Annotated in this window: 13 protein-coding genes; 11 read left to right on the top strand and 2 right to left on the bottom strand. The window is 55.6% G+C overall.

Features of this window, described 5'->3' with window-relative positions; genetic code table 11:
• The first annotated feature begins 51 nt into the window (after positions 1 to 51).
• The 5 genes from BN8_RS07040 (at position 52) to BN8_RS07020 (ending at position 7,387) form a co-directional block, all read left to right on the top strand.
• Positions 52 to 816 (top strand): NIPSNAP family protein, encoded by a 765-nt coding sequence (locus tag BN8_RS07040; protein WP_009281129.1) that lies wholly within the window; start codon positions 52 to 54, stop codon positions 814 to 816.
• Positions 817 to 878: 62 nt separating this feature from the next.
• Positions 879 to 1,403, top strand: coding sequence for a gluconate 2-dehydrogenase subunit 3 family protein (locus BN8_RS07035; protein ID WP_009281128.1), 525 nt, complete (start codon positions 879 to 881; stop codon positions 1,401 to 1,403).
• A 10-nt stretch (positions 1,404 to 1,413) separates the two neighbouring features.
• Positions 1,414 to 3,126: a GMC oxidoreductase gene (locus BN8_RS07030; protein WP_009281127.1), complete on the top strand. Its 1,713-nt coding sequence runs from the start codon at positions 1,414 to 1,416 to the stop codon at positions 3,124 to 3,126.
• 327 nt (positions 3,127 to 3,453) lie between these two features.
• Entirely contained in the window at positions 3,454 to 4,455 is a 1,002-nt protein-coding gene (locus BN8_RS07025; protein WP_229367805.1) for a hypothetical protein, read from the top strand.
• Between the two features lie 124 nt (positions 4,456 to 4,579).
• Complete coding sequence (locus BN8_RS07020; RefSeq protein ID WP_009281125.1) at positions 4,580 to 7,387, top strand: CHAT domain-containing protein; 2,808 nt, start codon at positions 4,580 to 4,582, stop codon at positions 7,385 to 7,387.
• A gap of 66 nt (positions 7,388 to 7,453) precedes the next feature.
• On the opposite strand, the gene BN8_RS07015 is transcribed toward BN8_RS07020, so the two are convergent.
• Positions 7,454 to 7,648, bottom strand: a complete 195-nt coding sequence (locus tag BN8_RS07015; protein ID WP_009281124.1) for a hypothetical protein — start codon at positions 7,646 to 7,648, stop codon at positions 7,454 to 7,456.
• Positions 7,649 to 7,798: 150 nt separating this feature from the next.
• Here BN8_RS07015 and BN8_RS07010 point away from each other — a divergent pair, with 150 nt between their 5' ends.
• The 6 genes from BN8_RS07010 (at position 7,799) to BN8_RS06985 (ending at position 13,462) form a co-directional block, all read left to right on the top strand.
• Entirely contained in the window at positions 7,799 to 8,425 is a 627-nt protein-coding gene (locus tag BN8_RS07010) for an RNA polymerase sigma factor (protein ID WP_009281123.1), read from the top strand.
• Positions 8,371 to 9,054 (top strand): tetratricopeptide repeat protein, encoded by a 684-nt coding sequence (locus tag BN8_RS07005; RefSeq protein ID WP_009281122.1) that lies wholly within the window; start codon positions 8,371 to 8,373, stop codon positions 9,052 to 9,054. Before BN8_RS07010 ends, BN8_RS07005 begins: the two co-directional genes overlap by 55 nt.
• A 31-nt stretch (positions 9,055 to 9,085) precedes the next feature.
• Positions 9,086 to 10,315 (top strand): hypothetical protein, encoded by a 1,230-nt coding sequence (locus BN8_RS07000; protein ID WP_009281121.1) that lies wholly within the window; start codon positions 9,086 to 9,088, stop codon positions 10,313 to 10,315.
• Entirely contained in the window at positions 10,315 to 10,944 is a 630-nt protein-coding gene (locus tag BN8_RS06995) for a hypothetical protein (RefSeq protein WP_009281120.1), read from the top strand. The genes BN8_RS07000 and BN8_RS06995 overlap by 1 nt, the downstream gene beginning before the upstream one ends.
• Positions 10,905 to 12,350: a M48 family metalloprotease gene (locus tag BN8_RS06990; RefSeq protein WP_009281119.1), complete on the top strand. Its 1,446-nt coding sequence runs from the start codon at positions 10,905 to 10,907 to the stop codon at positions 12,348 to 12,350. The genes BN8_RS06995 and BN8_RS06990 overlap by 40 nt, the downstream gene beginning before the upstream one ends.
• Before the next feature lie 635 nt (positions 12,351 to 12,985).
• Entirely contained in the window at positions 12,986 to 13,462 is a 477-nt protein-coding gene (locus BN8_RS06985; RefSeq protein ID WP_040005595.1) for a hypothetical protein, read from the top strand.
• A gap of 13 nt (positions 13,463 to 13,475) precedes the next feature.
• Here the strand turns inward: BN8_RS06985 and BN8_RS06980 are convergent, their stop codons facing one another.
• Complete coding sequence (locus BN8_RS06980) at positions 13,476 to 15,146, bottom strand: MFS transporter (protein WP_051041006.1); 1,671 nt, start codon at positions 15,144 to 15,146, stop codon at positions 13,476 to 13,478.
• Between the last annotated feature and the right edge of the window lie 167 nt (positions 15,147 to 15,313).

Below are 15,313 nucleotides of genomic sequence, written 5' to 3'. Positions count from 1 at the left end.
TACGCTCTGTGCTCATTGTGCCCCGTTTGCTTAATTAACCCCTCTAACACGATGAAACGTAGACAATTTGTGTCGGCCTCCGTACTGGCCGCTTCCGCCCTGACGACCGCCCAGGCCGAACCCAAAGCGCCGAAAAAAGAAGTGTATGAACTGCGCACCTATCAGCTACGCGGTGGCTCCAGCCCGGCTACTGAAAATTACCTGAAAGATGCGCTGATACCCGCCCTGAACCGGCAGAACATCAAGAACGTGGGTGTCTTTAAAGAAATGGGCAAGACTGAACCCGCCAGGCTGTACGTCCTGATTCCGCATCCTTCGTGGGACGATTACGCCAACCTGACAACGAAGCTGGCCGACGACAAAGCGTTTGCTACGGCCAGTCAGGCATACGTCAGCCTGACACCCGACAAAGCGCCCTTCGCCCGCTACTCGACCACCCTCATGAACGCCTTCGACGCCCTGCCCAAAATGGTGATTCCTAACCGGGAAAGTCGTATCTTTGAGTTGCGGACGTATGAAGGGTTCGCGGAAGATGCCGTTCGGCGGAAAGTGAAGATGTTCAACGTGGATGAGCTGCCTATCTTCAATAAAACCGGGCTGAATCCGGTATTCTTCGGCGAAGTGATGGCGGGGGAACACATGCCCTGCCTGACCTACATGCTGACGTTCAAGAACATGGAGGAGCGCGATGCCAACTGGAAGCAGTTTGTTGATAATCCGGACTGGAAACGCGTATCGCAACTGCCCGAATACGCCAATACGGTGTCCAACATCATTCGGGTATTTCTGGAACCAACCCCCTATTCACAGATTTAACGGAGTCTTAGTCATCAACCTGTTGTTCTATTACTGTGGAAAGACGTAGTGCCCTGAAAACGATGGCCGGTGCCATTGGCGGGTTAATCAGCCTGCCGACGTGGGCTACCAACTGGACCGAAGCCTCGGTCCGGACGTTTACGCCCTCGCTGACGGTTGCCGAGGATGCCCTCCTCGCCGAGGTTGTCGAGACGATTATTCCGGCAACCGACACGCCGGGCGCTAAGGCCCTGGGTGTGCATACCCTGATCCAGAAAATCGTCGCCGACTGCTACGACCAGCCGTCGCAGGAAAAGCTCAAGAAAGGATTGGAAACCGTTGCCTCTATGGCGCAGCAGCAGTTCGGCAAAGACTTCGCAGCCGCCGATGCGACGCAGCGTACGGAACTGCTTCAGGCAATGTCGCAATCAACGGATTCGGCGCAGAAGGAGTTTTTCAACTTCGTAAAGGGCCTGACCATCCGCGGTTACATGACCTCTGAATACGTAATGACGAACCTGACGCACTACGTCATGGCTCCCGGCTACTACCACGGCTGCGTACCGGTTCCGGCTACGAAAGCGGTTTCCCAAACTCCAGCTAAATAACCCAGAAGACATGGCCAATTTTGCAATTGACGCGAAAAAAGAAAATACCTACGACGCCATCGTCATTGGCTCCGGCATCAGCGGAGGCTGGGCGGCTAAAGAACTGACCGGCAAAGGACTACGTACACTGGTTCTGGAACGCGGCCGGGATGTCCGGCACGTAACGGACTACCCAACGACCATGCTCAACCCCTGGGAGTTTGAGCACCGGGGCCAGTTGCGGAAAGAAGTACGCGACGCCAACCCCATCATCAGCAAGTGCTACGCCTTTTACGAAGGCACAGAACACTTTTTCGTCAAGGATGCCGAGCACCCCTACGTGCAGGAAAAACCCTTCGACTGGATTCGGGGCTACCAGGTTGGCGGTAAGTCGCTGATGTGGGCGCGGCAAACCCAGCGCTGGAGCGATTTTGACTTCGACGGTCCGGCCCGCGACGGCTTCGTGGTTGACTGGCCGATTCGCTATAAGGACATCGCGCCCTGGTACAGCTACGTTGAGAAGTTTGCCGGTATCTCAGGCAACAAGGACGGTCTGCCGCAACTGCCGGATGGCGAATTTCTGCCCCCGCACGAGTGGAACTGCGTGGAGAAACACTTCCAGCAGCAGATGGCCAGTAAATACAAGGACCGACCTGTAATTATGGGCCGGGCCGCGCACATCACGAAGCCGCAGCCCATTCACCTGGAGCAGGGCCGGGCGCAGTGCCAGCACCGGACCATCTGCGAACGCGGCTGTCCCTACGGTGGCTACTTCAGCAGCAATGCGTCAACGATTCCCTGGGCGGCCCGCACCGGTAAGATGACCCTGCGCCCCGATTCGGTCGTGCATTCGATCATCTACGACGAGAAGCTGGGTAAGGCAACCGGCGTTCGGGTGGTGGACGCCAACACGAAGCAAATGCAGGAATTCTACGCCCGTATCATCTTCGTCAACGCGGCTGCGCTGAACACGAACCTGATTCTGCTGAACTCAACGTCGAGCCGCTTCCCCAATGGCCTGGGTAACGACAACGGCCTGCTGGGTAAGTACGTAGCGTTCCACAATTACCGAGCGGGTATTTCGGCGCAGTACGACGGTTACCTCGATTCGACCACCGAAGGCAAGCGCCCAAACAGTCCGTACATTCCGCGCTTCCGCAACCTGCACAAGCAGGAGACAGATTTCCTACGGGGCTACGCGGCCGGTTTCTCAGCCGGTCGGATGTCACGTACAAACAGCGATGGCCTGGGGGCTAGCCTGAAAGAAAATCTGATGAATCCCACCCTGGGCGGCTGGTACGTTGGCTCGCACATGATGGGTGAAACCATCCCGAAAGAAACCAACTACGTCGCGTTGGATTCGTCGCTGAAAGATCCGTTTGGCATCCCGCAGTTGAAAATTGCGGTGGGCTACGACGATAACGACGAGAAGATGGTGAAGGACTATCTGGAGCAGATGACAGAAATGTTTACGGCGGCTGGCTTCACCAACATCCGCACCCGCGACGACAAGCGGAATCCGGGTCTCGACATTCATGAGATGGGGGGTGTCCGGATGGGTAAAGACCCGAAAACGTCGCTGCTTAACAAGTGGAATCAGATGCACAACGTCAAGAACGTATTCGTGACGGACGGCGCCTGCATGACCTCCACCTCAACGCAGAACCCCTCACTGACATACATGGCCCTGTCGGCCCGGGCGGTGGACTACGCTGTGAAGCAGATGAAAGCGAAGGCAATCTAAGTATTCAGTTTTTGTATTTATTGGCCCCCGCGACCAGTCAATTCGGTAGCGGGGGCTTCTTTTGTTACTGCTTTTTGGCGACTTGAAAATCATATCATACTGATTACGTAACGTTGTAATGTCACTTTACCCCCAACCCCCTGAAGGGGGCTTAGCTCCGCCTGATTCGGACACCTGATATTAGCAGCGCTAAGCCCCCTTCAGGGGGTTGGGGGTAGCAGTATTAATTTAGCCACATCAACCGAAAACGAAAAATTGGCGGGTAAATAAATCAGGGTCAGTATATTGCTGACTCATTCCACCACCATTTTGCTTCGTTCCACAGCCGTGTCTCGTCTATCCGCACTACCCCGATTTGCGCTTATTGTACTAGTCCTGGCCACCTTGTTCGTGCAGTGTCAGGAAGCCCCGCCGGAGGCCTCGCGACTGGTGTACGTCGGTGCCGAAAACGCCGTAGCCCGCCGACCGTCGACCGGTTGCGCGTTTCGGTTCGCCATCGCCAACACCTACAACCGACTCGACAACGATACGCAACGCGAAGCCATCCGGGCTGGTCTCGGGGTTTGGCAACGCCTGTCGGCCAACGTTGGCTTTCTGGAACTCGTCGACCGCCCGGAACTGACCGTACGTTTTGCGGACCCGTCGGTTGTGCAAGCGCAGGCCGTATCGGTGCCAATCGGGCTGGTGCGCGGGTCGGCGCTGACAGTGTCGGCCTTGCGGCAGGAAAGCAACGGTGCCTATGCCATCCTGCTGAGCAACGCCTACGACTGGACCCCCAACGCCCTGACCAAGGCCGTAGCGTATCAGGCGGGCGTGTTTCTGGGCATGACCTCATCCAGTGAAACGGGTTCACTGATGTCGCCCCTGTTTGTGGGGCAGGCCGTTACGTCATCCAAAACTGACTCACTGGCGATCAACAAGCTATACACGACCTCCTGCAAAGACCTGACCAGTGTCAGCTTCCTGCCCTGCTCGCTCAAGGTAAATAATTTGATCACGAAGACGATTAAGTTAGACAAACAGGGGACAATTGCTATAAAGGCTTCAGGGACAATGGTTGTAGGAGAATGGGTCGGCAATAGTGGCCCCGAAGGAAAACTTGGAGAAGGTTTATTCGAATTCTCTTTGGCCGAATATAGCATCATTCCGAGCATGTTCCACGCGGCCCTAATGTATAAAGTTGACAACGAGCCTGATTGGCAATACTGGAGCGCTAAACGTACGTTTCAAACCAACGGTCGTCAGTATATAGAGGTAACATTTCACGTCAATGACAATATTTTGACGGATAACTCCGGCGCTTACGACGTGGTGATTGATTATCAGTGACCTACTGAGCCGGTTAAGTCTAAAGAGTAAGTTTGTGTTGTATTAACTGAGGGATTGGTGGTGCTGCACCTGACACCACCGCACCACCAATCCCTCAGCCAAATTCAGCTTTCCATCCACCGCTATGAAGTCGCCTTTCCTGTTTGTGCTGTTCGTGCTGGCGCTGCTGCCACGACCTGGCCGGGGTCAGTCCCAACTGGCCGATACGTATCGCCAGCGGGCCGAAACAGAATACGGCAAAGGCCATTACGAGCTGGCCACCACCTACTACGAGAAAGCGTATCAACTTGTCCGTGGAACCGATCCCGTGCGGGCCGCCAACCTCTGCGTAGACCTCAGCAGCATGGACTACATGAAGGGCCACAACCGGAAAGCCGCCGACCGCTGCCTGACCGGCCTGCAACACCTCCGTGCGGTGGCTACTCCGCCCGACTCCGCCCTGTTCAAGCTCTACTCCAGCCTGGGAACGTACTACATTGAGCTATTCTACCCCGACTCCGCCCGCAGTTATTTTCGCCGGGCCGATGCCTTGCTCGCCCATAATCCACGCATTGAGCAGCAGATTCCGCTGTACGTACTCTTTCACCTGAACAACCAGGGCCATTGGCTATTAAGGACCGAAAACTATGCCCGTTGCTTAACGTACCTGACCAAAGCCCGGCAGATGGCCTTGACGTATGATATGCAGAGTGATCTGACCTATATTGAAGGTAACTTGGCCGGTTGCTTTGAACAAATGGGAGATTTTGAGAAAGCCTTGCAGCATAGACTTGCCGCTCATGCTAATTACAAAGTAGATGACATACGGAAATGCGGAAACCTATCGGGACTTGGCTGGACTTTATTAAAACTACACCGCTACCCGGAAGCACTGCGTTATTTTGCTCTGGCCGATCAGGTTCTAAGCCGGCTACCCCGAAAATTACCAACCGATTATTTATCCTATCAAATTAACCTGTGGTACATGATCAGTAGCTGCCATCGGTCGGCAAACCAACTGACCGAAGCAGCTCGTTACTCGTCAAAAGCCATTCAATTGCACCAGAAGCACCTGGGGAACCGGGGACCGCTGCTGGCAAAAGTCATAATTGAACAAGGGCGCTGGTACGAAGCCCGACACGAACCGGCCAGGGCGCTACAGGCTTACCAGACTGCTATCCAAACCGTTTGCCGCGATACGACCATCCCGCTACGTCAATGGCAAAACCCTGTTGCCGATGCTGTTTCCGATGAGGTAATGCTATTACTGGCCGTTTCTCGTAAAGCGGCCCTGCTGAAGCAAGTGTACCGCACCAACCGCCAGCCGGCGTATCTGACTGCGGCCATTGATACCTACCGCTACGGTGTTCAACTACAGGAACGTGTTCGTCACGGTATCGATACCGAACACGCCCAACTGCTGTTTGCGGCCCGCCAGCCCACGCTCGTACCGGATGCCATCGACCTGACGTTCGAAGCCTACCAACGTCAGCCCAGTCAGTCCCTGCGCGACATCCTGGTTGGGCTGTTTGAACAGGCCCAGGCAGGTAGTCTGCGCGAAGCGCTGCGACTCAATGCCATCAAACCCCGCACCATTCCCGCTGCGTTGCTTGAACGCGAACAGAAGCTAAAACAGCAGATCAACAAACTGCGCCGACGCCCCGCCGGCGATTCAGCCGCCAGTGTCGAGCTCACAGCCCGGCAGTTGGCGTGGCATCAGTTACTGGAAACCTTTCGGCAGGATTATCCCGCCTATTACCAGCTTCAGTATCAGCAAACCACGCTGAGCGCGCAGACCCTGCAGCAACACCTGGACAACCGGACGGCCTACGTTGCCTATGTCCGGACCAGAAACAACCTGTTCATGCTCGTGGCGACACGCAGCCGTATAGACGTTATCCGGCAACCGATTGACTCCACCCGCTTCAGTAGGCAGTTAGCCACCCTTCAGCAGGAACTGTATCAGGACCCTATTTTCGCCCGCTACAAGGGCATGGATAGTGCGGCCGAGTTATACGCCACCTGCATTGAGCCGATGCGGCCGTATCTGAACGGAAAAACGAGACTGATCATAGCCCGCGACTGGAGTTTCAATTTTCTGCCGTTCGAGGTACTCGAAACCGGCAGGCAGGCGAATGACTACCTGACCAAACAGTACGCTATTGCGTACACCGTATCGGCCCAGGCTTTTTTTCAGCCGACCAGGCAGGCATCGACCAGCCGACCGGTGCTGATGGTGGCCCCCTTCGCCCGGGCCTCAGCCGTAGAGGAAGCCGTTAATCGCCAGGATAATCTGAAGCCGTTGGGGTCCAGTGAAGCCGAAGCCCGCGCTATTGGCGGACAACTCCTGCTCGGTCCGGCTGCTACTCTGCGAACTTTTCAGCGCACCAATCTAGACCGCCCTGTGATTTACTTCGCTACCCACGCCAAAACCGACGATACCGATCCAGCCAATTCACACATCGCGTTCTTTCCCGGCGAAACGGATAAATTATACACCGATGATATTTATAACCTTTCTTTATCGTCAACAGGCCTGGTCGTGCTGGGTGCCTGCGAAACGGGCTCGGGTAAGGTAATAGCCGGTGAAGGCGTTCTGTCGCTGGCGCGTGCGTTCGCCTTCGCCGGTTGTCCATCCGTTATTTCGACACTCTGGAAGGCCAACGACGAGACAACGTCCTTCCTGACGATCCGCCTGCACGAGTATTTGACGCAGGGTTTATCCACGGATGAAGCGCTGCAGCGGGCCCGGCTGGATTTTTTTGAGTCTCCATTGCGGGCCAAATATGACCATCCGTATTATTGGGCGAACTACGTCCTGCTGGGTAATCATGCGCCCGTGATGCCGGTATCGCATTCAGGTCATGCAGGCTGGCTGGTGGCTTTAGTTGGAATGATTGGGGTGGCGTTTTGGCAACGTAACAGACTTGGCCGGTTGATGAGCCGTCGATAAGGATTTATCTGACTACCGGACAATAAAAAAGCCCCCTTTCGGAGGCTTTGATCAATTACTTACGCGTTAGTTACCGCCATTTCCACCGTTGTTACCTGATTTTGGTGGCTGGTCTTCGTCATCGGACTGAACCGACTCAGACGGAAGTTGAATTTTCTTACCGGTTGACTTGGGCTCAATTGGCTCAGGCTGGCAACCGACCAGTGAAAACGTAATCGCCACAGCGGCAACTACCAGGATGTTTTTTAATGCAGTACGCATAAAGCTTAAGGTTTTACGAACCCGGCCTGTCCGAATTCGCAGCTTTACGCGCTGGCATTTTGATTTTCCTCGCTTTCTCTAAAAATTTTTTTTACGCCTGTTACATTCAGCTATCGGTAACGCATAAAGAGACAAAGCAGCCCCACCGCTATGCCCAAAACCTTTACCGATCAGGAACTTGTGGATGGCCTACTGGCCAGGGATGAACGGCTTACCCGCGCCATCGTGCAGTTTCTTTATCATCAGTGCCAGAAACCCATTACCCGGCTGGTGACCCGGCAGCACGGCGACGAAGACGATGCCAACGACCTGTTTCAGGACGTCATTCTAATTTTCCTGCAGAATGTATGGGATGGTAAATACCAGCTTCGCAGCGATACGAAGGTGACGACATACATCTACGGCATCGCCCAGACGAAGTGGCTGCGAGAACTGGAGCTTCGGAAAAACCGGACGGCCCGCTTTGAACGCTACGACCGCGAACAGTCCATGCTGCCCGACACGCCCACGCCGGAACAACTGTACCTGAACGCCGAAGAAGTGGAATCCTCCTGGGCGGTGTTCAACCAGTTGGGCGATCGGTGCCGCGAACTGCTCACGGCCTTCTACCGCGACCACCTGACGATGGAGCAGATTGCCGTTGAGTTGGGTTTAGGCACGGCCGATAACGCCAAAACCAGAAAATATCGCTGTATCCAGGAACTGAAAAAATTAACAAGTGTATGGAACGACCAACCGACAAAGAAGCCGAACACGACTGGGTTGAGCGCTATCTAAACGGCCAGATGACCGCCGACGAACGCGCCGTAGTCGAGGCTGAACGACAGGCCGATCCGGCGTTTGATACCGACGTCAACCTTTTAAAACGCACCCACGACCTGATGAAGGAAGCCTTTCTGGAACAACAGGCCATCGATACAATCAGACAGCTCCAGGTTCGCGACCGACGACGCACCCAGCAGCTTCGGGTGATTACCCGTTCGCTGGGGAGTGTCGTCGCGCTGGCCGCCATGCTCGTACTCTATATGTCGTTCAGCCCTATTACGGTCCCCGACTCGGAAAATGACCTGAGCGTCACGCGTAGTCTCGCCGACGACACCACGGCAACCGTTCAGAAACGGGTATTCGGGCAGTTTTTTGATGGGCAGGCTCACCTCACGGAAGGGCAATACGCGCTGGCGGTCAAAAATTTTGAGCAGGTATTGACTGCCACCGACATCCGGCCGTATTTTCGGGAAGCCGCGCAGTGGCATCTGGCCGTGGCCTACCTGAAAAGCGGTCAGCCCGACAAAGCCGAGCGCCTGTACAATCAATTTACGAGTTGCGTCGACTGCGAGTACAGCGTCAACGCCATTGACCGCTGGAAAGTCTGGTGGCGCATAAAACTGGCCCAGTGGCTGGACTAACCCGGCCGTTCGTTCCACACCCGAGATAGACATGGCCCTGTTTGATTTCTGGTCATCCCGCCGAAAGCCCGACATTCAGGCGCTGGTCAGGCAGGGCCGTACCCTCACCGACGCTGCATCAGCGCTTGCCTTCGCCCGACAGGTCAAGGCCATTTTCGACCCGCTGCTCGACAGTAGACTGCCGCCGAGCAACCCGGCCAATGGCCCGCTCCGAGCGATTGTTATCTTCGAACTGTGCGGACTGATTCAAACGCTGCCCGAAAACGATCGGTATTTCATTTCTCACTACGAGAAAGTACTGGACGAGCTGATCACGGTCTGCCGCTGGAAGCAGCAACTCAGCAAATTGTCGCCGGAAGCGGCTGCCGCGGCCGACAAATCCCTGCAACTGGCCATCCAGAAGCGACTTACGTACTGGCAAAACAGCCAGAAGGGCACCCACCATCACCGTATCATCCGGCTGCTGCAACCCGACGACCTCCCAATTGTGGCCCGGCGCACCCTCCGGGCTTTTGTAGCCTGGTTTAAACGACAGAAATCAGAAGAACCTGTATTCTGGTTGCGGGAAGAACGGGTCGAGCTCTGCTTTCCGGTCATTAAAGACTATTTTTTTGAGCAGTCGGCTTTCTGGGTATTTTTGTTCCGGGGACCCAACGAAGCGGCCTTCATCGACGAAGCCCTGGGTAACGTACGCGGCTGGATACGTCGGCGAGTGATTGACGAAGAACGGCCCCCGGAACCGGAATTGCTGAATGGCATAAATGAGATTGTGAGCCAGGTCCAATTTGACTTCATGCAGAAAGTGAACGGGTTTCGGGCCAATCCTGACTCGTTTTATCTGGATGCCGGGTTAACTACATACCTGATTGGTTTCGTGAAGCAAAGCCGGGCCATCTGGAAGCTGCTCACTGGTTTTTACAAACAGCCCATCAGCGATACTGAACCACCTGCCGACGAAGACGATGCGGTGGGTAGTGCGGACCCGGGCGACCTGCCTGCTATGGACGATACCGCTGATGAAGATGATTATCGGTACGCCAAACTCCGTAAATGCATGGCAGCGCTTTCACAGGAAGAACGCGATATTATCTACGCCCACCACGACGATGACTACAGCGACACGGTGCCCTTCCAAACGCTGGCGAGTCGTCTGAAAAAGTCGGTCAAATCGTTGGAAGGCATCTACAAACGGAGCCTGGATAAACTAAAAATTTGTGCTCGCGGAGGGGGCGCTTCGCAACACCAGTTAGCCACTGCCTGATGACCGACCGCCAGCAACTGATCCGAAAACACCGCCAGGGCACGCTGACCGATGCTGAATACCAGGAGTATCTGGCCCTGCTGCGCGACGACCCAACGTTTCAGGAAGACGTTGAGCTGGACCGTATGCTGACCCAAGTGACCCGGCAGGACAAAAACCGGCTTCTGTGGGAAGCGGTACAGGCGGCCGAAGCCGACGCAACCGTACGACCCCTGTCGGGCGGTTCGCGGCGCTGGAACACCTACGCCATGGCCGCCTGCGTGGCCGGGCTGCTCGGCGTCGTCACCTGGCTGCTGTGGCCCCCGGCTACCCCGGAACTGGTCAGGACCGAAAAGCGTGATGTACGACTCCTGCTCGACGAAACTACGAAAGGCTACGACGACTACGGCGGATCGGTCTGGCTGCGCTGGTTTGAGAACAGTCGCCAGCAGGAACCTCAAACCTATACCTTCTGCCGCGATACGCTGACGGTTTATTTAAAAAATTCACGCGATACGACGCAATGGCAGTCGGTACAGTTGCTTTTTAACGCAGAGCAGCGAAAATTGTACGTGCAACCGCCTAACCAACCACGCCGTCTTCTAAGCGAATGTCTCGACACGCCACAACCTCTATTGTTTACGCCCTGATTACCTGGGGCTTTCTGTTCCTGCTGACGCCCAATGCCGATGCGCAACTCGCCACCCAGTGCCGGTGCGAAGATTTACCGACAAACCGCCGTGGCTTCCTGCCGAGCGAAGCCGAAGCCATCAAACGGGTTGAGCAGATGCTGAATGACATGAAGCGGTACGCTCATCTCAAATTCACTGAAACCATTCGGATTAAGGAAACCAAATGTACCATTCCAACGGCTCTGATCTGTGAGCGGATGGAGCGCTACATTACGTACAACAATGATTATCTGAACCGAATTACGAAGAAAGACGCTCCCATGACCTGGGTTGACCAACACGTACTGGCCCACGAAATTGGTCATCACGTACTGGGACATCTCGATGGTCGTCAGTCGTTCATTGATCTCGACCGGGCCTACAATCAGGAAACGAAGGGCAAAAAGGGGGCCTTGTTCCAACTGGCGCTGGCCGGTCCGCAGGCGCAGGAACTAGAGGCCGATTTTTTTGGACTATGGTATTTGTTCCGTAATGATCCCCGGTTTCAATTTCAGGCGCTGGAGAATAGTTATGACACCTTATACGTCGACGTGCCCGGGCGAAACTTCACGCCTACCTCTCCCCGTCGTAAACGCGCACCAAAGGCTTCGGTTGAATCCGCTACGCACCTGACGTTCGACAAGCGCATCTGGGCCATGAGGCAATTCTGGAACGAAATTAAGGCCCGGCCGCAGACCATCGCCCGGGCGGGTTACTTTGCCGACGCGGCCGGTGCGGCCTACGTAGCCCTGCATTCCGAACGTACGTTCTGGGACGTTGGACTGGTCGCCGGTTTGACCGTGGTGGGTCGGCCGCAGTTCCGGCTGAACGGCGACCCCGTCGACGCCCTGCTGTATTCCCCCACCGAAGCCGCCAACCTGTACCTCGGCTTGTCGGTCAGCCGGTTTAAATGGCAGCAGCCCTGGCGGTTTGAAGGGGAAGTGGCCTGGTCGCAGCAACGCTACGGTACGTTGCTCGGCAACGGCAACAACCAGCGGCTTATTGAAGACTTCACGCTACGGTACGTCACCGTGTATCCGCGGGTTAGCTGGAGTCCGTCGGCCCGTCGGCAGGGTGCCGGGTTTTCGGCCAACCGGTTCGGTCTGTTCGCCAGTCTCGGTCCGAACGTTCGTATTCCGCTTGGCCTCACGTATACCAACCACGCCGTCGTGATCGACCCGGCTAACAATCCAACGCTGGGTTTTTCGGTCAGTCCGCGGGTTTCGCTGGGGGTCGAATGGCTGAAGAAAACGTTCCTGCCCCGGGGTTATAAGCTGGCCCTCAGCTACGAGCCGCAGTTTATCCGGCTCCGGACCAATCCGACACCGCGTATGCTGTCGCACAACCTGGACCTGACGCTGTCGTACACCCTGTTTCGCGGGTAAATCCAATGACGTATCAGCCATCCAGGAAATTTATTTTGCGAAAATTTTACGAGCTGGGTGTCACTTTCTGCATTCCAAACGGAATATATATCTGGTTGCTATGAAGTCGTATCCAGGAGCCGGACCGGAAAAGACTTGAAGCGTACTGAGCAGTAAGCTTTCCGATTCCGTCCACACAAACATCCGGCGCTTGTTTCACAGCCTGTTTTCTGACGAGGTAATCGCTACCCGATTGGAAGCAGGCTGTGTTTTGTATTGATTTCAGGCTTATGGGCTGGTGGCTGGCAGGGCTGTGGTGTCAGGTTACGAACCTGACACCACAGCCCTGCCAGCCACCAGCCAACTCTTTTTTTACAGAACCTGTTACCTGAGCCAACTCAGCCAGCATATACGAATGAAGTAATCAGTACGCCATACTTCTATCCACATTTTCTTTTTCCTTGCAACGTCTTTCGCTATCAGCCCACTAAGCACAACGCTGGTGGGCTGATGCGTTACCGGCTGATCGGTCTCCGGCCAGACTATGATCTGTAATACTGAAACGCATTTCATACGACCTCCAGCGCAATTCGAGCAGGTGGCTTCGGGCAACAATCGAAATGGTTTATATTAGCCCGTCTAAATTTGCTGCCTTCATGAAATCGCTTTTCCTTACTCTCAGCATAGTAGTTACTGTATCGACTGTTAGCTTTTCGCAAACCAAACCGGTTCCGCAGGCAAAACCGGCCCAGGCAGCAAAATCATCGGCTCCCCAGACCGCAACGACTACGTCGGCCAAACCTGTCGAGAAGGAAAAATTTGTGCTGCTGAACAATGGCGCAACCATCGGCATGGTGGTAAATTCGGTGGTGAAGGCCGATAAGCAGCGCCTTAAGCTGACCGATCAGCAACTTCCCAAGGCCCGTCAGCTCATCACCGACGCCACCGTGAAGTTTAACGAAGGGGTTAAAAAGCTGAAACGGTCGGGTATGAACGCGCAGAAGCTCCGGGTACTGGCCGTTGAAGTTGAATCTGAACTGGTACAGAAATACAAAACCATCCTGACACCGGAGCAATACGCGAAACAACTCGCTCACCACAAAAAAATCTACCCGGAAAGCAAAGCTTCCTGAAAAAAGCTTCGGGCTACTGCCCTTCCAGCGTAGCGGCTGTTCCGGTAGTCGGCAGGGGTACGGGCATATCCGTAAACTTGTCGGTGCGGGCTACGAAATGCGTAACGACCGGCGGATTAGGACTCGTGTGAAACTGCTGGACGGCCAGTTCGACCGCGACATCTTCCTGCGTGAACCGCTGGTGCTGGCGCAGGTGTTCGCCCCAGGACGTAACCGTAAAAAATTCAACCTGCCGCTCCGGTCGCGCAATGTCCGTAAAAACGCCCGCGCGCAGAGCACCATCGCGCAGGCGGACCTGCTTGAGGTTTTCAACGGCTTTGAGAAAGTAGGGCAATCGGGCCGGATCGACGATATACTCGATCATAACGACCACCGGGCCGTCGTCGGCATCGACCTGGGCATGGTTCTCGGGGTCGGTCCAGGTTCCGGCCGGAGCCAGGTTCAGTTTATCCGCCTGCCGAAGCGGAAACGGAAAGGCCAGCAGCGTACTGGCCAGCAACCAGCCGGCGGCTCCAATCAGCGCCGTTTCCAGCCCAAAGCGACTGGCCACGCTGCCCCACAATAAACTACCGAACGCCATCCCTCCCTGAAACACCAGCAGGTAGATGCTCAGTACCCGCGCCTGCACCCATTTTGGCAGATTTAGTTGAACCGCTACGTTGAAACTGGTCAGGGACAGCAGCCAGCAGATACCGGCCAGAAACATTATGGGATACAGGAAGGTCACCGACGGCAGCAACCCAAGGGCCAACGTAGACAACGCAAAGCCTGTGATGCCCAGGATGATGCGCCGATTGGTAGTCAGCAGTTGCCGGATGTAATCCATCAGCAGCGCCCCCGTTACCGCACCGCCCCCCAGACACGACAGCATGATGCCGTACGTACCGGAATTAAGCCGGAATTTCTGAGCGATTACCAGCGAAAGCAGCGCCCACAACGCACTGGCCCCGAACGTAAACGCCGACGCCCGGATCATGATGGCGTAGATAGAGGGCGAAAACTGAACGTAGCGGATACCTGCCCGCAGCGCGCTTACGAAGTTTTCGGCAGGCAGGTCGGTCTTCAGCGGTGGGCGTTTCCAGCGGTACAGCACCCAGCACGTACCGGCAAATGACAGGCTGTTGAGCAGAAAAACGTAGCCCGGCGAATAGTAAGCGATGATCAGTCCCCCGATTGCGGGACCAACCGCCCGGGCCGCATTGATGCTGACGCCATTGAGCGTCAGCGCAGCGGGCAGCAACGGTCGGGGTACGATCTCCGACGCGACGGTCTGCCAGGCCGGGGCATTAAACGCAGCCCCAACGCCAAGCAGGAACGTCAGCCCCAGCACCGACCAGCTCGTTGCTACGCCCAGCAGCGTTGTGATGGCCAGGGTTAAGGCCGCCGTAGCCATAAAAACCTGGGTGGTGAGCAGCAGCCGACGCCGGTCCAGCAGATCAGCGATAACTCCGGCGGGTACACTCAGCAGAAAAACCGGCAGGCTGGTAGCCGTTTGCATCAGCGCGACCAGCACCGACGAACCCGACAGGGTCGTCAGGAGCCAGACCCCAGCGGTGTTCTGCATCCAGGTGCCAATGTTTGAGACAAAAGCAGCCGTCCAGACCGCCCGGAACATAGTAACCCGAAAGGCCTCCCAGATAGAAGGTGGGCGACCAGCCGGCGTTTTACTTTCAGCAACGTTCATGAGCACTGTACCAATTCGGCCACAAGATGGTTGAGCAGCAGCTATACTGCAAGGCATAACTAGCAGAACCTACCAAACGTTTAATCCAACGGACGGTTACCACCACGACCAGACCGGTGGATAAGCTTTATAAAAAACCACCCACGGTTCAGCAACCTCGGTGTTAT

The sequence above is a fragment of the Fibrisoma limi BUZ 3 genome (assembly GCF_000296815.2).
GTDB classification, from domain to species: domain Bacteria; phylum Bacteroidota; class Bacteroidia; order Cytophagales; family Spirosomataceae; genus Fibrisoma; species Fibrisoma limi.
This window is presented reverse-complemented; position numbering and strand designations above follow the sequence as displayed.